The 20,584-nt window shown below is 59.1% G+C and carries 17 protein-coding genes and 2 riboswitches; all 17 genes read right to left on the reverse strand.

Features of this window, described 5'->3' with window-relative positions:
* Positions 1 to 71: 71 nt before the first annotated feature.
* Positions 72 to 255: riboswitch (cobalamin riboswitch) on the reverse strand.
* Between the two features lie 104 nt (positions 256 to 359).
* The 17 genes from R2940_00210 to R2940_00290 all read right to left on the reverse strand — a co-directional run bounded on the left by R2940_00210 (position 360) and on the right by R2940_00290 (position 20,511).
* Complete coding sequence (locus R2940_00210; protein ID MEZ4598196.1) at positions 360 to 584, reverse strand: MoaD/ThiS family protein; 225 nt, start codon at positions 582 to 584, stop codon at positions 360 to 362.
* A gap of 109 nt (positions 585 to 693) precedes the next feature.
* Positions 694 to 2,424, reverse strand: coding sequence for an aldehyde ferredoxin oxidoreductase C-terminal domain-containing protein (locus R2940_00215; GenBank protein MEZ4598197.1), 1,731 nt, complete (start codon positions 2,422 to 2,424; stop codon positions 694 to 696).
* Between the two features lie 37 nt (positions 2,425 to 2,461).
* Positions 2,462 to 2,581, reverse strand: a riboswitch (molybdenum cofactor riboswitch).
* A gap of 249 nt (positions 2,582 to 2,830) precedes the next feature.
* Positions 2,831 to 3,844, reverse strand: a complete 1,014-nt coding sequence (locus R2940_00220) for a VWA domain-containing protein (GenBank protein ID MEZ4598198.1) — start codon at positions 3,842 to 3,844, stop codon at positions 2,831 to 2,833.
* Between the two features lie 8 nt (positions 3,845 to 3,852).
* Complete coding sequence (locus R2940_00225) at positions 3,853 to 4,665, reverse strand: hypothetical protein (protein ID MEZ4598199.1); 813 nt, start codon at positions 4,663 to 4,665, stop codon at positions 3,853 to 3,855.
* A 3-nt stretch (positions 4,666 to 4,668) separates the two neighbouring features.
* The gene (locus R2940_00230) at positions 4,669 to 5,781 is read right to left on the reverse strand and encodes a VWA domain-containing protein (protein MEZ4598200.1); all 1,113 of its coding nucleotides are present in this window, start codon (positions 5,779 to 5,781) and stop codon (positions 4,669 to 4,671) included.
* A gap of 9 nt (positions 5,782 to 5,790) precedes the next feature.
* The gene (locus tag R2940_00235; GenBank protein MEZ4598201.1) at positions 5,791 to 7,479 is read right to left on the reverse strand and encodes a hypothetical protein; all 1,689 of its coding nucleotides are present in this window, start codon (positions 7,477 to 7,479) and stop codon (positions 5,791 to 5,793) included.
* A gap of 35 nt (positions 7,480 to 7,514) precedes the next feature.
* Entirely contained in the window at positions 7,515 to 8,381 is an 867-nt protein-coding gene (locus tag R2940_00240; protein MEZ4598202.1) for a DUF58 domain-containing protein, read from the reverse strand.
* Complete coding sequence (locus tag R2940_00245; GenBank protein MEZ4598203.1) at positions 8,378 to 9,391, reverse strand: AAA family ATPase; 1,014 nt, start codon at positions 9,389 to 9,391, stop codon at positions 8,378 to 8,380. The genes R2940_00240 and R2940_00245 overlap by 4 nt, the downstream gene beginning before the upstream one ends.
* Positions 9,392 to 9,448: 57 nt before the next feature.
* Positions 9,449 to 10,513, reverse strand: coding sequence for an iron ABC transporter permease (locus R2940_00250; protein ID MEZ4598204.1), 1,065 nt, complete (start codon positions 10,511 to 10,513; stop codon positions 9,449 to 9,451).
* Positions 10,506 to 11,621 (reverse strand): ABC transporter substrate-binding protein, encoded by a 1,116-nt coding sequence (locus R2940_00255; protein MEZ4598205.1) that lies wholly within the window; start codon positions 11,619 to 11,621, stop codon positions 10,506 to 10,508. The genes R2940_00250 and R2940_00255 overlap by 8 nt, the downstream gene beginning before the upstream one ends.
* On the reverse strand, positions 11,563 to 12,339 hold the full coding sequence (locus R2940_00260; GenBank protein MEZ4598206.1) for an ABC transporter ATP-binding protein: 777 nt from the start codon (positions 12,337 to 12,339) through the stop codon (positions 11,563 to 11,565). Before R2940_00260 ends, R2940_00255 begins: the two co-directional genes overlap by 59 nt.
* Complete coding sequence (locus R2940_00265) at positions 12,336 to 13,169, reverse strand: hypothetical protein (protein ID MEZ4598207.1); 834 nt, start codon at positions 13,167 to 13,169, stop codon at positions 12,336 to 12,338. The genes R2940_00260 and R2940_00265 overlap by 4 nt, the downstream gene beginning before the upstream one ends.
* The gene (locus tag R2940_00270) at positions 13,166 to 13,954 is read right to left on the reverse strand and encodes a sirohydrochlorin cobaltochelatase (GenBank protein ID MEZ4598208.1); all 789 of its coding nucleotides are present in this window, start codon (positions 13,952 to 13,954) and stop codon (positions 13,166 to 13,168) included. Before R2940_00270 ends, R2940_00265 begins: the two co-directional genes overlap by 4 nt.
* 224 nt (positions 13,955 to 14,178) lie before the next feature.
* A complete protein-coding gene (gene eutB / locus R2940_00275) occupies positions 14,179 to 16,446 on the reverse strand; it encodes an ethanolamine ammonia-lyase subunit EutB (protein ID MEZ4598209.1) in 2,268 nt (755 codons plus the stop codon).
* A gap of 75 nt (positions 16,447 to 16,521) precedes the next feature.
* A complete protein-coding gene (locus R2940_00280; protein ID MEZ4598210.1) occupies positions 16,522 to 17,661 on the reverse strand; it encodes an ABC transporter substrate-binding protein in 1,140 nt (379 codons plus the stop codon).
* Positions 17,662 to 17,744: 83 nt separating this feature from the next.
* Positions 17,745 to 18,497, reverse strand: a complete 753-nt coding sequence (locus tag R2940_00285) for a TorF family putative porin (GenBank protein MEZ4598211.1) — start codon at positions 18,495 to 18,497, stop codon at positions 17,745 to 17,747.
* 316 nt (positions 18,498 to 18,813) lie between these two features.
* Positions 18,814 to 20,511: a DUF4080 domain-containing protein gene (locus tag R2940_00290; protein ID MEZ4598212.1), complete on the reverse strand. Its 1,698-nt coding sequence runs from the start codon at positions 20,509 to 20,511 to the stop codon at positions 18,814 to 18,816.
* Positions 20,512 to 20,584: the final 73 nt, after the last annotated feature.

The raw sequence follows: 20,584 nt of genomic DNA on the forward strand, positions 1-20,584 counted from the left end.
GTCAGGGTTTTCGGTTCCCGAACTGCTTCTGGCGTCCACCTTGCCCACCTTCCCAAAAGCCCGGGGAAGATGATGTGGGTTATCCAGCCGGCAGGTCTTCTGGCTCGCGCTTCACTCTCGGGGTCGCCTTCCCGGTTCTGTCAAACCAGTGGCATCCTGACCCTTCGTCAGCGCTTACAGTGGCGGGTCCGCGGGGGAGTCTCACCCCACTTCCCATTTTAAGCCCTTGCGGGCACCGGTGGATATGAGAAATAACTGAGCCGTCAAGGCGCCATAAACGGCCCTTTGATGGCTTTACAACTATGTTAAATCGATGCTTCTGTCAAGGGGGATTCCGATTTTCCCTCTTTTGGGGGAACTCAGCCTCCGCCAACCTTGGGAAAGAGGGAGACGGTGGCCCCGTCGGTCAGAACATGATCCTTATCGACATGACGTCCGTTGATCAAAGCGACTCCGAGTTCGGGTTCGCTGATCTCCAGATCGGCAAGAATATCTTTGATGCTGGTCGCTTCAGGATAGTCTCTGTCGGCTACCTTGAACCGGTTGTCGCGGAAGCCGGCGAACAGTTTTACGGTTATTTTCATAGGGCTCTGATTCCGAGTAAGGATGTCTGCGGGTTGCGCATTTGACAGATAAAGCTGTGGGCACCCTCGGGGTGCCCACAGCTATCTTTCCAGGTGAATCCGGAACTTCTTAGAAGTTCCAGAATTCGTCGATTTCTTCGCCGGTGAAATCCCAGAGCGCGTTGTGGGGCGGAACGGGCTCGTACTCGAAGAATTCGGGGAGACGGTCGTCGGCGTTGGTGAAGCCGGCGGCGTCGTTGAAGGCCTTTTCGGTCTTCAGGATGTACTTGCCGAGGTTCACGACATCGTCACCGGTGAGGCTGATGCCGTAGCGGGCGTTGATCATGTCGATCAGAGCCGGCAGACACTCGGGAATGTCCAGCGCCGGGAAGGCGATGAAGATGCACATACCGGTGCTGTCAACAGCAGCGGTGGCGATGGACAGGTTGCGGGACAGTTCCACCTGGCCATCCTTCTTCAGCGGATCGACGTGGCCGCCGACCTGCAGAATGTTGGTGGCGATGGAGTAACCGGCAGTGTGGTCGGCACCCATGGTCGAGGTGGCGTAGGTGATGCCGATACCCTTGACCGAGCGGGGGTCGTAAGCCGGGATGCCCTGGCCCTTGACCACCGGTACGCGGCGCAGACCGTAGGCCTGGCCAACGGAAGCGGTGCCGTTGCCGAGGATGCGGCCAAGCGGGGTGGCTTTGCCGATTTCCTCGTTCATAACACGCAGGGTTTCTTTGCCGTCACCCCAGGGAATGACGCCGGCTTCCATGGCCACGGCGATCAGCACGGCACCTTCGATGGAGTCGATGCCGATGTTGTCCATGGCGTTGTCGATGCGGGCGCAGTCGTCGAGGCTTTCGATCATGCAGTTGATGCCCAGACCCCAGACGGTTTCGTATTCGAAACCGGAGGTGATGTACTCTTTGTTTTCATCAACATAAACCTGGGAGCACTGGATGATGCAGCCGGCATGGCAGCCGTGCTTGGTGTGACCGCCACGGCTGGAGATCACATCGTGCATGGTTTCGCCGGACACCTTGTCGTGGTGCTCGCAGGAGCCGTACTTGAAGTTCTTGGTCGGCAGACCACCGGCTTCGTTCAGGATGTTGATCAGAACGTTGGTGCCGTAGGTGGGCAGACCTTCGCCGGTAACCGGGTGATCCAGCATCGCCTTGGCGAAAACCTTGGCGGCTGCGCGGAACTTCTCGGGATCGGCGATTTCAACGCGCTTGCCGGCGCTGTCGTCGATGGTGATGCACTTCACGCCCTTGGAGCCCATGACGGCGCCCAGACCGCCGCGGCCGTGGCTGCGGATCTTGTGGTCGGGATCTTTCACGGAGATGTTGGCGGCGGCCATGCGCTCTTCACCAGGAATACCGATGGTGCAGACGCCGATTTTCGGGCCGTATTTCTCTTCCATAGCGGCGATGACGTCGAAGTTCTGCTTGCCTTTGAGAGCGGAAGCATCGTGGAAGGTGACGCCGTCGTTGTTGACATGGAGTTCGTACCACTTGCCTTCAGCGGGCTGGCCTTCGATGATCATGGCCTTGATGCCGAGTTTGGCGAACTGCTGGGCGCTGGTGCCGCCGGCATTGGATTCCTTGATGGTGCCGGTGAGGGGGCTCTTGGCGCCGGCGGACATACGGCCGGACTGGGCGGCGGGGGTGCCGGTCAGCAGGCCGGGAGCGAACACAAGCTTGTTGTTAGGACCCAGGGGATGGCAGGTCGGGGGAACTTCAGCCGCCACGATGGTGGAGGTCAGGCCGCGGCCGCCGAGGCCGGCCCAGGCAGCGGGAACTTCCTCGATCTTGCAGGTCAGGTCCTTCATGTTGACGCGGAAAATTCTGTTCATGTTTTTGTTTCCTCCCAATGGTCTTGCTTTTGGAATGGTTCCGGGGTGTAAATCTCCTTTCCAAAATGGGAGGCGCCGCTGTTTCCAGCGGAACCCGTTGGCCTGTCACCATAAGGACCTTCCCAGTAGGTATCCAGGCTCGGAGATTGGGACTGTGCAAAAAGGATTGAACATCAGCTTTTCAAAGATCTAGAACCGCGTTATATCAAAAGCCCAAAAAATTATCAACACTATTCGTTTCCCGGAACCATGTCTGCTATCGGCCGTCCCGGAGAACTGTTTCTGTAACTTTAATCATGGCCGAATAATGGGGCTTTTCCTAAAAAAGTATATCAGAAAAGGGAATCAGATGAAAAGGAGGGAAAACAGGTTTTTAGTAAAATTTCCTACTACTGGTTGGTTCAGGTCAAAGAAGCCGATATCCCAGGTAGAAGAGCAGTCCGAATACGAGAAAAAGTGGTGAAAGTTCGACCCGCTGCAGCTTTCGGGGAGCTTTCTGTAAGTGTTCGGCATTGACGGCGGCGAGGCGCCCGGGCAGGATCCGGATCAACTCTTCGGCGGAGGTTTCTTCATATCTCCAATACCCTCCGCCTGTGGCCTCGGCAATTTCCCGCAAAGATCTTTCCTCCAGCCGGGTTTGCAGATAGTCGCCCGAGCTGTCGGTGTAGAATCCCTGAATCCCTGGAAGTCCCGGTCGGCGGATCGGCAGGTAAGCGTCCTCGGCCCGGCCGATGCCCACGGTAAATACGGGGATCCGTTGGCCCGTTGCCGCCAGTTCCCTCAGCTCGGAAATACGGTTTTCCGTGTCCTCGCCGTCGGAGATCAAAACGATGCCGCCGACCGGGCTTTCCGCGGACTCGATCATATCCCGTCCGGTCTCCAGTGCGGCCGCCAGATTGCTGCCCGATTCCGTCAATTCGGCCAGGTTTGTATGCCGAACCATGTAGCGTAAAAAACCCTGGTCCCGGGTCGGAGCCGTCACCTCGATGCCGTTTTTGGCGAAAAAGAAGAGTCCGGCTCTTTCCCCTGTCAGTTCCCCGAAAAGTTCTTCAGCGAGGTGGGCGGAAACATCCAGCCGATTGATCGGCACGGCGGAACCGGAAAAACTTTCAGGAGCGGACACATCTTCCGCCAGCATCGATTTGCTGACATCGATGCCGACCGCCACCACCAAGTCCCGCTGTGGATCAGCACCGAGGTACGTCAGCACTCTAGGCGAGGCCAGAGCGGTGACCAGGCTGAGGGTGGCCAGGACAACGGCGAAAATACCGGCTATGGTGCGCCGACGGACCGAGACTGCCGCCTGCCGGCCGAAGGCGTTGGCCAGCAGCATCGCGTGGCGGCCGGCCCCGAGGGTCGGTATCAGGAGGCAGGGGACGAGGAGCAGCAGCCAGAAGAAGCGGGGTTCTGCGAAATCCATGGGCCGTCCTACTTTTCCACCCGGGTTTCCAGGGGAACTCCTGGAGAAAAGCCGGGCACCTCGGGGATGAAGGTCTGCAACTGCTCGCGGATCTCCACGGGATCGGTGGCGGCAAGATCGGACAGTCCCGTTTTGCGCTGCTCGCCGATCCCGACGATCAGTTCCAGATTCCAGCGAGGCAGAATTCGATGCAGGGAGGAAAGACTGACCCGGTCCACCTGCCGGATCGCCAGTTTGTAATCATCCAGGGCATCGGACAGGAACTTGGCGGCTTTCCCGCTGTCCTCCTCGAAATAGAGCTGGCTGTAGGCCAACAGTACGGAGACGTTTCCGCGCAAGTTGTGCACTCGCCAAGACAGAGTCAGGGGAGGGGCCGGCTCCTGCTCCAGCACCCTGGTTGCGTCATCCCGCAGCGCCAGCAGATCCCGGTGGAGAACCTGCAGCAGCTCACCGGCTTGGGCTTGCAGATACCGGTTTTCCAGGGCGGCCGCGACCCGGTCGAACTGACCGATCGCCATCTGCCACTGCCGGTAAAGCTCCAGGTAGTCGGCTTCCGGCAGCTGGAGGCCGAGACGGCTGGCTTCCACGCTCAGATTAGGCTCAGGAGGAGGTCCGTCCTGGCGGAACATGGCAGTCAGGTCCCGGTTCAGATTTTGCAGCTGATGCCGCTCGCCCGCCGCCTGTTGCCAGCCGAGAGTGCCGGCGATGACCAGAAACAGGCCGGCGAGGCCGAGCAGGATAACCAGGGTTAGCGGCCAGTTTCGAAGCGGCCCGGGATGCGACCTTGGGAAAAGCGGTTTTTTTCGTCCCTTGATTATCATGGCCTAGATTCTCCTGTAGCCGGGCAGGGTACGCATCCCGGTGTGGATGAGGATCAACAGCAGGGCCGCGAGAATTAACCAGTTCCGGGTCCAGAGGGGCTGCACGGACACCCGGACCAGCAGGCGGTTGCTTTCCAGATCGTCGATCTCCTTATAGACTTCCCGGACCTGACCGGGATCAAAATCACGGGACAGAGGAAAAATTCTGCCGACGTTCCCATCGCCGCCGGAAAAAGTCATGGCTTCCTCCACCGCCTCGTCCACCTGGCCGCCGACGGCAATGATGTAGAAGCGGATCCCGAGGGTCTTCATCAGAGTGATGAGATTGACCAGGTTCGGCAAGCCGGCCTGTCCGGTATGAGCCCGCAGCCGCGGCTCGATGCGCCCGTCCGTGAACAGGATGACAGCCATGCCGGTACCAAAATCGACCTTTTTCAACTTGGCGGGGACATCCAGCAGGGTTCCCGGTTCGCCGAGAAGGAAGGTCCGCAGATCTGCCAGTTCATCGGGAGTCAGCCGATTCTCCTCCGGAAGCATGGAGAGGAACACCGAGATTGCAAGCCAGACGGCTTCCGAGGCATTGGTGCCGCCCCCGGCCCCCAGCTCCCGGTAGATGCGGGATCTATTCTTGCTACGCACCAGTTCCAGTTTTCTTTTCAGCAGCTCCCGGTCGAAAGTCAGTGGGGAAAGCAGGCGGGCGAAACTGGAAAAGGCCACCAACCCGATATAATCCCCCGGCTGGCGCAGTTCGATAAAGGTTTCCAGCCCGTCAAGAGCCACATCGCCAACGGTCCGGTCCGATTGTCGCCCGGCCTGCCGCATCATGGAGCCGGACAGGTCGAGGGTCAGCATGATCCATTTCGACTCGATGAACTCCTCGACTGTTTTTCGCGCAAAGCCCGGATTGGCGAGAGCGAGGCAGAGCAGGATGAGCGCCACCGAGCAGAGCAAGGTTTCGTAATGTGTCTTCCAAAACCCTGGCTGGATCCCCCGAAGATGATCGCCGACGTTCGGGAAGGGCAGCTTTTTCCTCGCCCGGCTGCTCAGCCAGGGCAGACCGGGCAGCAACAACAGCAGCAGCAGGGCGTAGGGGTATTGCAGCTCGATTTCGGGCATGAAAGGATTCTATCCTTGCCTGGTCGATTCGGTGCGGCCGCTTGCCAGCTTCAATATCAGGTCCTGCGTCCGGTCGAGAAGCGGTTGAACCCGTTCGGCGGCCAGAGGTGCCCCGGCCAGAAGATGGTCGATGTCGCGCAGCACGAGTCCGATCTGATCACGCTCGGCCTCCGTCAGACGGTTTTCCAATCGGCGTAAAAAGAAGGAGTGACTGCCGCCCCGCTCATCGGGAGGAATTCCGGCAATTTCCCCCACATAGTCTTTCAAGTCCATACCAAAGACGGCCCATTCCCAAAGCTCCATGGCCCCCGCATCCTGCCTTGCCCGCGTGAGCAGACGGTTCCGCAATTCTTTGCGTCGCAGGTTTTCCAGTCCGTTTTCTTCCGGAACCTGGCGCCGGTTCAACCGCAACCAGCCGGCTCCGGCGGATGCCAGCAATAGCAGTCCGAGTACGGTCATGAACCGGGCCGTGTTTAGCCTTCCGGTAAGGCCGGGCAAGGACAGGGGCGTGGGCGCGGGGGGGGAGGGAACGCGCAGTTGATAGTTGCCGGGGGTGTCTGGAATCAGCGATGCGATCTGCAATGAAGTGGACGGAGCGCTTACGGAGAGAACCCTGCGATCGGAGCCCTCGTCGCGACTATCCCTGTAATAGACCGGAATCGCGGGCAGGTCGACCTTGCCCGGAGTATAGATCACTAGGGTTCCGGTCAAAGTGATCGGGCTGCGGCTCAGATCGACTCCGGTAAGAGGACGATCGTAATTCACCTCGTACAGATTCCGGAAAATACCGCCCGGTTTCAGGTCCAGATTGGCCAGAGTGGCCGATTCGATCCGGATGCCTTTTCTGAAGCGGATTTCAAGGCGAAAGGGGATCGGGGTGCCGGTCAGGGCACCGTAAGTATCCGTTTTGAACAAAATTGCGACAGGCGGTTCGAGCTTCAGCAGACGGGGAACGGCAGAGACCACTCCGAGATCCTGCGCCAGCATCACGGCAGCCCGCCATGGAGCGCGGCGGCAGGGATCAATCCGCACCAGTACGGTGTCGCCATTTTCCGCTTCGGCAGGTTCCATGGCACCGGCTGCGGCGAGCAGTTGCCGGCGCTCTTCTGCTAGAGTTACCGCCTTCCAGACGACTTCGATGATTTCGGGCGGCCTGTGGAGCTCACCGCCTATGCGCCATACGGGTTGAATGAAGCGGACTTCGGGATCGTTTTCCAGCCGGTCCATCAGGGTGCCAAAGGTCTGGTTGGTCAGCCCCTGTTGCAGCCGGTAGAGAATCTGGGCCGTGGCATCGGGCGACTCGAGCCGATAGTCGAAAAATTCGGCATAACGTTCATCGAAAGGTTTTTCCGCCCCATCCGACCGGTCCGGCTGATCCGGCTGATCCGGCTGATCCGGCTGATCCGGCTGATCCGGCTGGTCCGATGGGTCCGATGGGTCCGATGGGTCCGACTTCTCCTCAAAAGTCACGACCAGCCAGTCGTGGGAAACTTCGGGAACGACCCGCTGGCCTTGCCGATCGAAAAACCAGGGATCGTCGTGAGCGTTGTCCCAGACAAAGTCGAAGCAGGATGGCTCGCTTTCGGGCAGCGTGGCCAGGGGGTCCTGAGCCGGAGCAGTCCCACTCTGAAGCAGGAAAAGCAGCAGCGTCAGAACCTGTATCTTGCGGGCTTTCGATTTTCTGGGACAAGCGGACATGATTGAAATTCCTTTGCTTTCAACAGATCGGGGGGTCATACGCGGGCTGCCAGGCGACGGGCAAACAGCTGGTTGACCTTTTCCTGTACGTTATCGCGACCGACGACGATCACGGTCGAATCGATCCCGGCGGCGGCCAGCTTTGTGATTTTTTCAAACTGCCGGCGACGCATGGCCGCAGCGTATTCTTCCCTGCGGCCGAGGTCCAGATCGAGGGTGGCACCGCTTTCCAGGTCGCGGATGCGCAGCTGTCCGTCGCTGATCTCCGGCAGACGCTCCTCCGCCTGTTCCAGGATCTGCAACGCCAGCATCTCGTGGTTCGGTGTGCGCCCCGCGGCCGCCGCCTCCAGGACACTGCCGAGGCCGTCGATATTGCCATCGAAATCGGACAGGATCGCTCCCAGACAGCCCGGCATCCGTTTGACCAGAAATTCCACAGCGGGTCGGAGATCTGTTCGGCGGCAGCGCACGGTCACGGCTTTGCGCAGGAGGGCGGAAAGCTTGTGAAACTGCCGCGAGGCGGCGCTGGATGCATGATATTCCAGAACCCGGTCGGCGTAAAACAGCAGGCCGCAGGGCTGGTTTTTCTGCAACGCAGCCCACGCCAGACTTTCGGCGATATCCAGTGCCAGAGGCAGCTTCCCACCGAATTTCATGGACGGACTGAGATCGATCAGCAGCATCAGGTTGAAGGCGCTGTCCCGGAGGAACTCGCGGACATACAGTTCTTTCGTGCGAGCGACCGCCTTCCAGTCGATATGGCGATAACTGTCCCCGGGACGATACTTGCGCAACCCCCAGAATTCGTAACCGGTGCCTTTTTCCTGTCCGGACCAGTCCCCCGCCATGGAGTGTCCGGGAGGGAATTTGGGTTGAATGAAAAAGCGGTATCTGGGGTTCATTCGGCTCCCTTCCCGGTGTCCCGGTCATAAGGGGGCGTGGCGGCGATGATGTCCTGCAGCAGCATGCCTGGTGTCACCTTCTCCAAGATGGCCGCGTCGCTGAGAATCATCCGGTGGCCGAGAACCGCTTTCGCACAGGCGTCCACATCTTCAAAGGATACGTACTCCCGCCCCTGCAGAAAGGCGTACCCCTTGCAGAAAGAGATCAGGTGTTCTCCCCCCCGCGGGGAGGCTCCGATCCAGATGTATTTGGCGACTTCGGGCAGGGCTTGCGGGCGGTTCGGGCGGGTGGCCAGGCAGATGCGCAGGATATAGTCGATGACCGGGGAGGTCAGGCGGACATGCCGGGCCACATGATCCCGGATGGCCACAGCTTCGGCCGGTTCCATAAGCTTTGGTACCGATTTCTGCAGTTCGGTGAAGTTGCCGCATTTCTTGGCGAGCAGTTGCGCTTCATCTTCACGGGCGGGATAGGAGATATCGACCTTGGCAATGAAGCGATCGAGCTGGGCCTCCGAAAGCGGGTAGGTGCCGAGTTGCTCGACCGGGTTCATGGTGGCCAGCACCATGAAGGGATCGGGCAGTTGATACTGATCCCGGTCGATGCTGACGGTTTTTTCCTGCATGGCTTCCAGCAGGGCCGACTGGACTTTGGGCGCCGCCCGGTTGATTTCGTCGGCCAGCAGGATGTTGCAGAACACCGGGCCTTCCCGGAAAACGAAATCGCCGGTGGCCTCGTTGTAAACCGTAGTTCCGGTGATGTCGCCGGGGAGCTTGTCGGGGGTGAACTGGATCCGTTTGAATACTCCCCCCATGGTCCGGGCGAAAGTGGCCACTGTCAGGCTTTTGGCCAGGCCGGGAACCCCTTCCAGCAGAATATGGCCGCCGGCCAGCAGGGTGCAGAGGATGGACCGAATCATCTCCTGCTGGCCGATGATCACCTTGCCGATCTCGAGCTCCATGCGCTGAACAAGAGCGCGGTAATGTTCAGTCAAGTCGGGAGAGAGCATGTGATTTTCCTTATGGGTCCTATACGTCCTATGGGTCCTATGAAATCAAAAAACGTCTTAAAAATAGACATGCTTCCTCCGGTCCCGAACGATCAGGTAGAGAAAGAAAGGCCCCCCCAGCAGGGCCGTCAAAACGCCGATGCGCAGGCCGTCTCCGCCCCACATCCGTACAATGCAGTCCGAATAGATCACCAGCGCCCCCCCCAGCAGGCCGGCGGCGGGCATCAGCATGCGGTTGTCGGAACCGACGAAGCTGCGCATCACATGAGGGGCGATCAGGCCGACGAAGCCGATGGCTCCGGCAACGGCGATAGCCCCCCCGGTGAGCATCGCGGCGATGAAGAGCAGGATGTTGCGGGACAGGATGACGTTGACGCCGAGATTGGAGGCGATCTCCTCGCTGAGCATCATGATGTTAAGGTCCCGGGCGAACAAGAGGGACAGCAGCGAGCCGATCAGGGTGATGATCAGGACGATCTGCACATGCTCCCAGGAGCGGTTGGTCAGATCGCCCATGAGCCAGCCGACGATCTTGCGGGCCATTTCGAACTGATCCGTGGACAGGACGATCACAACCGAAGTCATGGCAGTGAAGATGGCATTCAGGGCTATGCCGCCCAGCAGCAGGGTGTAGCGGGAGGTCAACCCGCCGGTGGTGGCCACGAGCAGCACGATGACCATGGAGATGAAGGCGAACAGCACGGCAAAAGACGGGACGGCGTAGATATTGCCGGCCGCCAGACCGAAGTAGATGGCCGTTACCGCCCCGAGGGCGGCTCCCGAACTGGTGCCGATAATGCCCGGGCTGGCCATGGGGTTCTTGAAAATGCCCTGCATGATGGTGCCGGCCCAGCCCAGGGCGAAACCGACCAGGGCTCCCGTCACCGTGCGCGGCAGCCGGCCGTACCAGATGATCGATTCGGCTGCCGCGTCGATCTGGCCTCCGCCGCCGAAGATCCTTGTCGAGAGCACGTCCAGGATATCCTGCAGACCGATAGACCAGGGGCCGAGGCGGATGGACAGAAACATGCCCGCAAGCAGGATGCCCCCGGCAATGAGCAGAGAGATGACGCCGGACAGACGCCTCGTGCGCACAGAAGGTTTTGCGGAAACGTCATTCATACAGCAGACCGGCCATGTAATTGGCGCTCGCGACCAGATACTGGGACGCGCTGAGCAGGTAGACGCTCGGAATCCTGCGGATGTTCCTGTTTTTGACGGCCTTGGCCGAGGCCAGGATTTTTTCGCTGTAGAGCTGCTGGTCGAAGGAGCTCTCCTCGGGAACGATGATCATGTCCGGATCCCATTTGAGAAGGGTTTCGTAATCGACCTGCTTGAAATACCGCACGCCGTTGGCGGAAGCGACATTGACCACTCCGAGCAGCTGACAGAGGGAATCGAAGGTGCTGTTCCGGCCGGCCACATACCCCATGTTGTCGTAGTAGAGCACCTTCAGGGGTTTCTCCCCCCGGCGGGCCTCGGCAAAACTGCGGATGGTCCTGATCTTTTCGTCCATCACCGCCGTCAAGCGCCGGGCGGCGGGTTCTTCGCCGATCAACCGGCCGATGAGCAGGATCTGCTCCTGGATGGAATCCAGATCGTCGAAGAAACCGAGCTGGACCATCGGCATTCCGGCTCTTCTGAGCTGATGCAGAAAGTTTTCATCGGAATAGTAGGTGGTCAGGACCAGGTCCGGACGAGAGCCGATGACGATCTCCGCATCCGCTGTACCGAAAGTCGGCATGCCGTCCGGTATCAGGCCGGCGATGAAGGAAAACTTCGGATTTTTACAGCTTTCATGCACCGTGACGATCCTTTGATGGGGAGCGATGGCCCAAAGGATCTCGGTAATGCCGATCGCCTGGGGGATGATCCGTTTTGGCCGCCTGGACAGAGTCACGGATCGGGTCTCCTCCCGCAGGCTGTCGCCGGCGATATCGTATTCGATGTAGCGATAGCGAACCGTGCGAGGAAATGGATCCGGCCCTTGGGTCGGGATATCCGGAATATTGGTCAGGGCCGCCATCAGACTGTCCATCTCCAGGGGAAAAGACCGTGGGCCCCGGCTGCGCTCTCCGGCCGCTGCCGGCGAAAGCAGGCCCGGCATCAACAGCAGGCAGAAGGCGAAGGCTGCCGCCAGAAGGATCAGCAGCAGGTGCAGCCGCGGCCGGCTATTTATGAAAGAGAAGGGAGATGCCATGGCTCGTTGCGGATTCATCCACGTCGACATCGAAAACCTCCTTGATCCGCTCGGGTGAAAATGCGTCGCTGGTGGTGCCCTGAAAAAAGACCGCGCCGTCTCTCAGCATGGTGATGGTATCGCAGTAGCGCCGTGCCAGGTCCAGGTCGTGAATACAGATCAGGATCGTTTTGCCGTTGCCGCGCAGGGCGGCCAGCAGCTCCAGAATATCCAGCTTGTGCCGGATGTCGAGGGCGCTGATCGGCTCGTCCAGCAGGATGACGGGGGCCTCGGTGGCCAGGGCCCGGGCGATGTTGACCAGTTGGCCCTCGCCGCCGGAGAGTTCGTTGATGAGCCGCTCCCTGAATATCTCAGTTCCGGTCATGGCCAGGGACTCCTCGACGATGTCGAGGTCCCGCTGCCGCAGCCACTGCATTCGGTTGAGATGGGGGTGGCGGCCCATGGCGACGAAATCGAGAACCCTTATGGAAAAATCGACTCGCGTCTCCTGCTGGACCAGGGTCAGAAAGCGGCTCAGCGACTTGCGGGAGAGCTTCCGGTAGTCCCTGCCTTCGATCAGCACCTGTCCCGATCGCGGCTGCCAGATGCGGCAGAGATTTTTCAGCAGGCTCGATTTGCCGCTGCCGTTGGGGCCGATGATGCCGTGAATGCGGCCTGCGGAAAAGCTGCAGGTGATGTCCCGCAGGATCTCTTTTCCGGCAATGTCGAAATGAAGCTGCCGCAGTTGCAGCAGGGGCTGGTCACTCATGAATTGTTTTCCAATTGTTTCTGGTGCAATTTCAGTTTCCAGGCCAGGGGCAGGGCGAATTTGGCGGCAGCGGTCAGTGCTGTGCCGGTCAGCACGATAGTCCACATGATCCCCGCATCCAGATTTTCCAGATACAGGCCGGTGACCAGGGTGGTCCCCCACAGCAGAGTCAGCCCCAGGATCAGTTGAATGTTCTGGCTCATGGCGTGGATGCCCCAGAAATTTTCCGAAATCCGGCTCAGCCGGCCGTGCCGGATCTTGATTTCGATCAGCTTGAACCAGATGCGCCCCTCCACCACCTGCGCGGAACCATCGCAAATATGATGCAGCAGGTAAAGTGCGATCAATAAATATTTGCTGAAAGGCAGGGGGGCGAACAGACCAGTGAAGAAGGGTGGATAACAGAGCACCAGCATGACCGCTCCGATAGCCTGCCCCCCGCCAACCAATGCCAGGGCCCGGACCAATTTTGCCACCTGACGGCTTTCATCGGCAAGACTTTCGAGATAATCGACGAAGACCGAAACCTTGACGCTGCTGATGAAGGTGATCCCGGGGTAGACGTATTTGGTCAGAACTCCCAGCACCGCAGCCACCTTGTACTCCGTTTCCGCCATCGAAAACATGGTATAGAGCACGGCCCCTTCAAGGATGCTCTTACCGACCGTATAGGTCAGATTGCCGATTTCTCCCACCAGGTAAAAGGGGCTCAGTCGCAGGGCGTGGATCCAGAGAGCCGTTTTGTGCAGCACGTTACCCGTCAGGCCCCGGGTTTCCTGCAGGGGACGGTCTCCGCCAGGAATCTTCGGTTGTTTGTCGTATCTGGTCATTCCTGCTTCGCTTCCCGCAAGATTAACGAGGCCAGAGCCTGGTCCAGATGCCGGAAAAAAATATCGAGAATGGCGCTGTTGCAGCCCAGCGGGGGAGCGCAGGTCACCCGGCTTGCTCCGATCCGGTTTTTCCAGGAATCAAAATCGTCGCCCAGCACATCTTTTTCCATATGTTTTCCGGCGGTGAGGGTCATCGGAACAAAATGCACCCGGTTCTGTTCTCCAAGGCGATTGAACTTTTCCGGCCCATCTCCTTCGATCATGCAGGCAACCGATCCGGGAAAGCGTCTTTCCAGGGCCTCGGTCAGGTCGAACCAGGCCTTTTCCATTTCAGGGGAATGGGTGGAGCCGTGCAGGACGAAAACCGTCTGCTGTCCGGGGATGATCTCCGCGGTGAGCGCCGCCAGCACGGCGTCCAGATCGTCCGGCCCCGACAGCAGGGGCAGTCCGCAGGCTGTTTGTAGATCATCCATCGGCATCCGCCTGATGGTGTCGTCTTGCAATCCCGGCAGGATCAGGAGGGGTTGGAAGGCGGCCTGCCGATACCCCAGGAAGGTCAGTTGTGCCGGGACATCCGACAGGTGAAGACAATCTATCCCCCGGCCCTTCAGACCATCAACCACTGTGCGGGAGGTGAAGGCAAGGAGTACCCTGTGACGGGGGTAGCGCCTGCGGGCCCTTGCCAGGATATAATCGAAAACGGTCCGGCCCTCCTCGGAAGCCGTGCCGAAAGCCGCCAGAACGATAGCCGCCGGCGGCCTGATGTCGGATGATTCATCCTTCAATCGGGCGCTCCAAAAAAATATCCCCGAAGCAAAAGCTTCGGGGATACCGGTTGTTCACTGCCCCGTTGCGATATGCCAAGGGCCTGGGGAGTGCCGCATGTCGCAGCTTTCCCCGGTCGGATTGTCAGATGCGTGGCGACATATATCCCGCTTCCACCGCCTCATCTTATAACAGAAGCTCTCATATAAAACCATCCCCCAAAAGGGTGGTTTCTTCAATCCGATTACATCGACTGCAGCAGTCTTACAGTAAATTTTGCCGCCCTTTCCGGAGGCACGCCGGTATCGGCAATGCCGGAGATGACCTTGGTCACGTCGTGGTCTACCGACCCGTCCTTGGCCCAGGTTGCCGGCGGCTCCTTGCTGATGTAGACCGAATAGGCGTGATGCATGGTTCCAGGGCGCTCGCCGATGATGTGAACAACGGCCTTCGGGCGAGGGCCGGGGGTTCGGCTGAACAGCACGTCACCGGCGCGGTAACCGGCGCGAACCCGGCCGCTGACGACCACCAGGTTCTTCTTGGCAACGGAGATGCCGGCTTTCTTCAATTCGGCCCGGAGGGTATTCAGGTACGGCATCAGATGCCCTTCGTCCATGATCGCCTTGGCGTTGAGGCCGTCGGAAATCACGATCTGCACGTCCGGTACCTGCTCGCCCCAGCTGTCCCGCAGTTTTTCCAGGGTGGTCACCGAAGCTTCGCTGAAGCTTTCTCCGGTGACCGGGTGCGCCACGTAATCCTCGCGATCCGCCGATGTGGTCTGGAGGATAACCGCGTCGGGAATGGAGGCCATGAATTCCGGAGTGAACTCAGTCCACAGGCTCACTTTGGCATCGTCATACAGGGCATGAATCCGCCGGTTCAGTGCGGGCTCCAAATCCCAGATGTTTTCGCCGTAGCCGATCGCCAGATCGACGCCCCGGTCCTGGACCCGTTTCACCGCTTCCTGGCCTTCGGCATAGATCTCTTTCTGCGAGCGCTTGTCGCCCTTGGCGAGGCGATACTGATAATAGACCCAGACCGGATCGCCGAAATGCTTGGTCGGTTTTCCATCCTTGTCGATGACCTGGATCTTCTTGAAGAAATTCCACATTCCGTCGTCGACCTTGTAGCCGAACTTTTCCCGCAGACGGACATGGTCCTGGAAGGCAGTGGTCAGGTAGCTGAGCATCGGATCGTTCTTGGTCGGCAGGGCCATCAGGTAGGGGGGATTGGCCGGTGCGATCTGGTTCTGGCACCAGTCGAGGTCGTCGAGAGTGACCGGCATGTGCAGGGTGGAGCAGATATCCAGACCGAGGCAGAGTCCGTGCAGTTTGCCCATGGCGATATCCTCGAGGCAGACCCGTACCAGCTGCTCGCGGGTTTTGAAGACCTCCGGCCCGATGAAGCCGGCCACGTCGTTGACGTGCAGCCACGCACCTTGGCCCTGCTTCTGGACGGCCGCCACCTGCTGCTTGAGGGCACGGGCGAAGCCGTATTTGCGGGATTCGTGAACCACCATGTCGAAGCCCTGGGCCTGACCGTTGGTGAAGTCGGCCCCCTGTCCGGTTTCATGATAGAGGGCGTACTTGCCGGTCCGCATCTTGGCATAGTTCATCATTTTGTCGATGCTGATGTCGAACACCTTGTTGGCACTGTCGACACCGGCCAGACTCTGGAACCAGATGGCCGTGGAGCCGGGGTTGTTCTTTTCGACCTCCGCCTGGATATCGATATGGGACAGCACGCACCAGGGGTTGTACTTGTCGACGTCGAAAGTCTGCATGACGTCTTTGAGCGCCAGCTCGATGCTTTCGACGCTTTTCGGATCGCTGTCGACCGGATTGGTGCCCACCACCAGGTCGCCGACCGCAAAGGAATAGCCGTTGAAGACCTGCCAGACTATGTCTTCGGGATTGTCCGTTGGCGAGTTGGGCTGAATGCGTGCGCTCATATAGCCTTTGGCGCCGATTTTCGATCCTGGCAGCGGGTTGAACACCGTCTGACCGACCCGGATCAGTTCCTCGTTGGACATCAGTTTGACCAGGTTGCCGATGATGTCGCTGTGCAGACCGTCCATGATCGACTTGATTTCAGCTTCCGGTTTGGTCAGGACGAAATTTTTCAGCTCGCCCATGGTCCAGTCTTTGATCTTGGCGTACTGGGCCTGATCGGTGGTGTCGCTGATGAGTTTGTACTGGTTATCGACAAACAGCGGCTTTTCGATCAGGTCTTTGATCCTGGTGTTGGCCAGCAGCTGGCGGGCATTCTCCCGCGAGGCCTCGTTATCCGCCGCCACTCCGATCGCCTCGTCCCCTTCCTTGAAGGCGCTGGCCGCCCCGATCACCTGCCGGTAGAGGGTCTGGTCGAACTTTCCGGCGGTTCTCTGCACATAGGCGAAAACGTCCTCTCCCGGTTTGATGTCCCGAACTGTCACCGCTCCGGCGATGCCGGCGAGAAAGATTCCCGCCAGGCCGGCGACGGCAACGATAAGGATCCTACTTCTTTTACGCATGTTGCACCTCCGTTGTTGGCTGTGGATTTGCGAGGTTCTATACTTAGAGAAGCATTCTCAGGCTCGGGGCAACCGTTACTCCCGGGTCTTTTTCGCTTCTTCCCACATCTCGTTAAAGGCCGTTTCGGTCTCTTCCGACAAGACCCGCCAGAGCGCGACGGAGCGGAAGTATTCCTCATTGCCCACATGGAACATCTCTTTTTCCTGGGGGCTGAGCCGGTCGCCGACTTCGGCGATGACCGGCGAGACCCCCTGGGACTTGACTACGTCGGCCTGGCGTTCCTCGTCCAGCATGAAATTGATCCACTCTTCGGCCAGGGTTTTGGTCATCCCCTGGGCGCCGGCACCGATATACCAGGCATCGATCCAGGCGGTGCCCCCTTCTTTAGGAGTGGCCAGACGCCAGTTGCCCCCCTTCAGGTTGGCCTGCTGGGCGGCGAAGCCCCAGGTGGTGGCGAGGGACAATTCGGGGAATTCATCGGGATTGGCCGCTCCGTCCCACAGGCTTTTGGCATTTTTGGCCAGGGCGTTGAGTTTTTCCTGGACCTTGGCGCGGTCGAGTTTGTTGATGTCGAAGATCTCTTCGTAGCCGTAGCCGAGGGCCAGGGCGGATATCCAGACATTGACCTTCGGGAAGTTGTTGTTGATGGTGTACTGGCCGGCATACTGCGGGTCCCAAAGCACGTTCCAGCTCTCGGGAGCGGCCGCGACCTTGTCCCGGTTGTAGGCCAGTCCGTAGGGGCCGCAGTTGTAAGGCACGCCGTAGCGCACGTCGTTGTGGAAAGGGGTCTGGTCGTTGGCGAACACCGGCATCATTTTCGTGAGGTTGGGAATGTTCTTCACATCGACCGGCTGAAGATACTGGCTGCCCTCCTGGTAGGAGAAGAAGCGTGGAATCTTGGGTAGTTCGATGGGCGGCGAGATAAGGTCCGCGGTGTTGTTCTTCACCGCCAGAAAGAATTCATCCTGATCGGTGGGATTGAAGATCTGCAGCTCCACATCGATTCCGTGCTTGGCCTTGATCATCTCCTTGAAGGCCGCCTCGTAAGGCTTGGCATAGCCGGCCCAGCAGGTGATGCGCAAAATTTCGGGCCCGGCCGCCGCCGGTTCCTCCTTCCGTTTGCAGCCAGCTGTGAACAGAAGCGCCAGAAGGACCGCGCCGAGGGTGACGGCGAGCGATACGTTTTTCATCATGATGTTCCTGTCTGCTTTCATCGACCCCTCCAAGGGGAGATTGCCGGGGGGGATCCTGAAGATCCCCCAAGTCCGGCAACCCCTTGGAGAATCCTGCGGGTTTATCAGAACGTGAAGGTCAGGTTCAGAGCGAAGGCCGTTTCGGTATCGATGATCTCCTTGGCTGCGCTGCTGATGCCGGAGGAGAAGATGCCGATGCCGCTGAGGGTCAGTTGGTCTGTGAGCGCGTAGTCGACACTGGTGCTCAGCTCGTAGTTGTGCCAGCCGGCGTAATCGGCAACGGTGCCGTCGGCATGCTGGTTGTAGGAGACCAGGGCGCCGAGATTGAGCGTGGTTTTTTCCAGCCACTGGCCGAGATCGAAGCTGTGGCTGATGTCCAAGCTGTAGAAAAGGCCGTCCTCTTCAGCGGCATCCCAGTCCCACGATATTTTCAGGTTGGGGGAAAGCATGGTGTTGAGGGTGGCAGTGACGAAGAGCTCGTTGGTGTCTTCGGAGACACCGAATTCTTCATTATCCAGGGAGTACCAGATATTGCCGATACTCATCGAAACCATTTCCCCGACATCGAAGCCATAGGTCAGGATGATGTCGGTTTCATTGAGTTCGCCGCTGCTTTTGGTCGGTCCGCTGGACAACTGCCAGTTGTGCCAGGTGCTCAGGGTCCAGTTGCCCATGGACAGATCGATGCCGCCCTGGATGGTCGGGCGGCCGTCACTGAGATCAAATCCGCGCCAGAGGTATTTGTCCCAGAGTCCGACGTAAACATCACCTTCCACTTCGATTGCGGCTTGAGTCGGGGCGGCGAGAGTGCACCCCAGAATCAAGGCGGCAACAAGCGCTAATCCTGCCTTTTTCATCACTAACCTCCATAGTGCATGGGAACGGGCATCCATCTCCCCACGGCCTCTCCGGGGAAGCCTGCCCGGTAGCTGATGCCGTAATCCCTCCCATGGTTGAAAAAAGGCATGAAAAAGAGTGCTCGCTTTTATCATTAACCAAAATATTTTTGGCCTGCTGCCGGTATTTTCCGTTTCTGCCGCGAATCACATGATTTATCTGTATCGCAAGTATCGAATTTTACAAGAGCAGGTCATTTAAAGAGGGACATTTTATGATAATATTCATTAGTCCTGCTGGTTGTTTGACGTTGTGCCCGATCTTCTAGGGGAGGGGCTATTTAACAGGAAGTTGGCGCACGCGAAGGGGATGCCCGGGGCGGGTGAGGTAGACAAACAGGATGACCTGCCGCTTCCGGAATTGCGGCAGATGACTGAAGACGGCGGCAAAATGCTGGAACTTGACACCCCGGCCCTTGAGGGCTTTGGAGATGCGGAGGACTTTCTCCCGGACTTTTTCCTCCTCCGCCCCGGTGAGACGGGTCTCGAGAAACGGAGGAACCTTGTCCTGCGGAATCCGTTCGACAGCGGCAAGATCGCGGCCGAGTTCCTCCCGGAGGAGCTCCCGGTGCAGTCCCGAAAAACCGGAGCAGGTGAACTGCCAGATCTGCTCAAAAAGTTCGCGCTGGGACAGCAGACGCCGGAAAAGACCCTGTTCCCGCCACCAGGACTCCATCAGCACCAGGCCTTTTGAAAAGGATCCGCAGGTATCGGCCAGACAGGACATGAAGCCGCATAGCCGGCCGGAGTTGCAGGTCAGATCGAGCAGCCGGCTGATCCCCTGCAATCGCTCCAGATTTTGGAAATCGAGATCGGGGGTGGCGAGAACCGAATAAGGAGGATTGGGATCGAAGCGGATACCCAGGTGTTCCGCATCCCGCCGCAGGGGAGACCCGGGGAGCAATTTGACCGGCTCGAGCTGCAGGTGATGGGGCTGCAGGGCGAAGATCCTGTCGACGGAACCGAGAAAATCCTCGAGTCCCTCGCCCGGGAGGCCCGCGATCAGGTCGAGGTGCAGATGGATATTGTTGGCCCGGCGCAGTCGGCGCACATTCTCCTCCAATCGCTCCAGTGCCTCGGGTCGTTTGATGGTTCTCAGGGTTTCGGGCAGGGTGGACTGGACGCCGATTTCGAACTGGAACATTCCGCGGGGGACCTTCTCCAGCAGCTGCAAGGTTTTTTCATCAAGCAGGTGGCCGCCGATTTCAAAATGGAAGCGGGTCGAGCGATTGTTTCTCAGGATGAAATCGAAGATGTGCCGTGCCCGGTCCGCATTGTAGTTGAAGGTTCGGTCCACCAGTTTCACCTGATCGACTTCACGCTGCATCAGCCATCCCAGATCCTGTTCGATGCGCGGCAGTGAATAGGAGCGGACCTCCCGGTCCAGAGCACTCATGCAGAAGGCGCAGCAGTAAGGGCAGCCACGGCTGGTTTCGGCGTAGACGCAACCCCTGCTCAGATCGACAAGATCCCGTTCGAAGGGGGAAGGGATCAAATCCAGGTTCTCCAGCAGGGGTCCGTCGCCATTGTCCCGGACCATCCTGCCATCCCGCCAGGTCAGGCGGGGCACCTCCTCGGGCGTTATGCTGTCTTGCCAGCAGAGGAGCAGGCCGCGTAAGGGGAGTTCCCCCTCGCCGCGGATCAGGGCAGCAATGCCGGGATGGCGCTGCAGCAGTTCAGGACCGTCAAAGGAAACTTCCGGTCCTCCCAGGATGATCCGCAGCTCCGGGCGGACCGTAGTCAGGGCATCGACCAGTTCCAGTGTCTGCCGGCGGTTCCAGAGGTAGACGGAAAAGGCAACCATATCAGGCTTTTCGGCCAGCAGTGCGGCCAGGACCTGTTCCTTCGGCTCGTGAACCGTGAATTCACGGATGACCAGGGCGCCACAGGCAGGTTCGCAGAAGGCGGCCAGAAGGGGCAGGGCCAGACTGGGATGAATGTATTTGCTGTGCAGGGTGGACAGGACGATGCGCATGAAGGACAGCATAATGCAGCCGGACAAACGAAAAAAGCGTTATTTTTCGGGAATTGCTCCCGGAGGGGAGGCT

Source organism: Syntrophotaleaceae bacterium (genome assembly GCA_041390365.1).
Classification (GTDB): Bacteria; Desulfobacterota; Desulfuromonadia; order Desulfuromonadales; family Syntrophotaleaceae; genus JAWKQB01.

Excerpts from the sequence above, each read along its gene's own strand:
- R2940_00290 (MEZ4598212.1), bottom strand. The coding sequence starts at position 20,511 with ATGCGCATCGTCCTGTCCACCCTGCACAGCAAATACATTCATCCCAGT.
- R2940_00240 (MEZ4598202.1), bottom strand. The coding sequence starts at position 8,381 with ATGAACCCCAGATACCGCTTTTTCATTCAACCCAAATTCCCTCCCGGA.
- R2940_00230 (MEZ4598200.1), bottom strand. The coding sequence starts at position 5,781 with ATGCCCGAAATCGAGCTGCAATACCCCTACGCCCTGCTGCTGCTGTTG.
- R2940_00210 (MEZ4598196.1), bottom strand. The coding sequence starts at position 584 with ATGAAAATAACCGTAAAACTGTTCGCCGGCTTCCGCGACAACCGGTTC.
- R2940_00225 (MEZ4598199.1), bottom strand. The coding sequence starts at position 4,665 with ATGATAATCAAGGGACGAAAAAAACCGCTTTTCCCAAGGTCGCATCCC.
- R2940_00250 (MEZ4598204.1), bottom strand. The coding sequence starts at position 10,513 with ATGAATGACGTTTCCGCAAAACCTTCTGTGCGCACGAGGCGTCTGTCC.
- R2940_00235 (MEZ4598201.1), bottom strand. The coding sequence starts at position 7,479 with ATGTCCGCTTGTCCCAGAAAATCGAAAGCCCGCAAGATACAGGTTCTG.
- R2940_00260 (MEZ4598206.1), bottom strand. The coding sequence starts at position 12,339 with ATGAGTGACCAGCCCCTGCTGCAACTGCGGCAGCTTCATTTCGACATT.
- R2940_00280 (MEZ4598210.1), bottom strand. The coding sequence starts at position 17,661 with ATGAAAGCAGACAGGAACATCATGATGAAAAACGTATCGCTCGCCGTC.
- eutB (MEZ4598209.1), bottom strand. The coding sequence starts at position 16,446 with ATGCGTAAAAGAAGTAGGATCCTTATCGTTGCCGTCGCCGGCCTGGCG.
- R2940_00285 (MEZ4598211.1), bottom strand. The coding sequence starts at position 18,497 with ATGAAAAAGGCAGGATTAGCGCTTGTTGCCGCCTTGATTCTGGGGTGC.
- R2940_00265 (MEZ4598207.1), bottom strand. The coding sequence starts at position 13,169 with ATGACCAGATACGACAAACAACCGAAGATTCCTGGCGGAGACCGTCCC.
- R2940_00245 (MEZ4598203.1), bottom strand. The coding sequence starts at position 9,391 with ATGCTCTCTCCCGACTTGACTGAACATTACCGCGCTCTTGTTCAGCGC.
- R2940_00220 (MEZ4598198.1), bottom strand. The coding sequence starts at position 3,844 with ATGGATTTCGCAGAACCCCGCTTCTTCTGGCTGCTGCTCCTCGTCCCC.
- R2940_00255 (MEZ4598205.1), bottom strand. The coding sequence starts at position 11,621 with ATGTCGACGTGGATGAATCCGCAACGAGCCATGGCATCTCCCTTCTCT.
- R2940_00215 (MEZ4598197.1), bottom strand. The coding sequence starts at position 2,424 with ATGAACAGAATTTTCCGCGTCAACATGAAGGACCTGACCTGCAAGATC.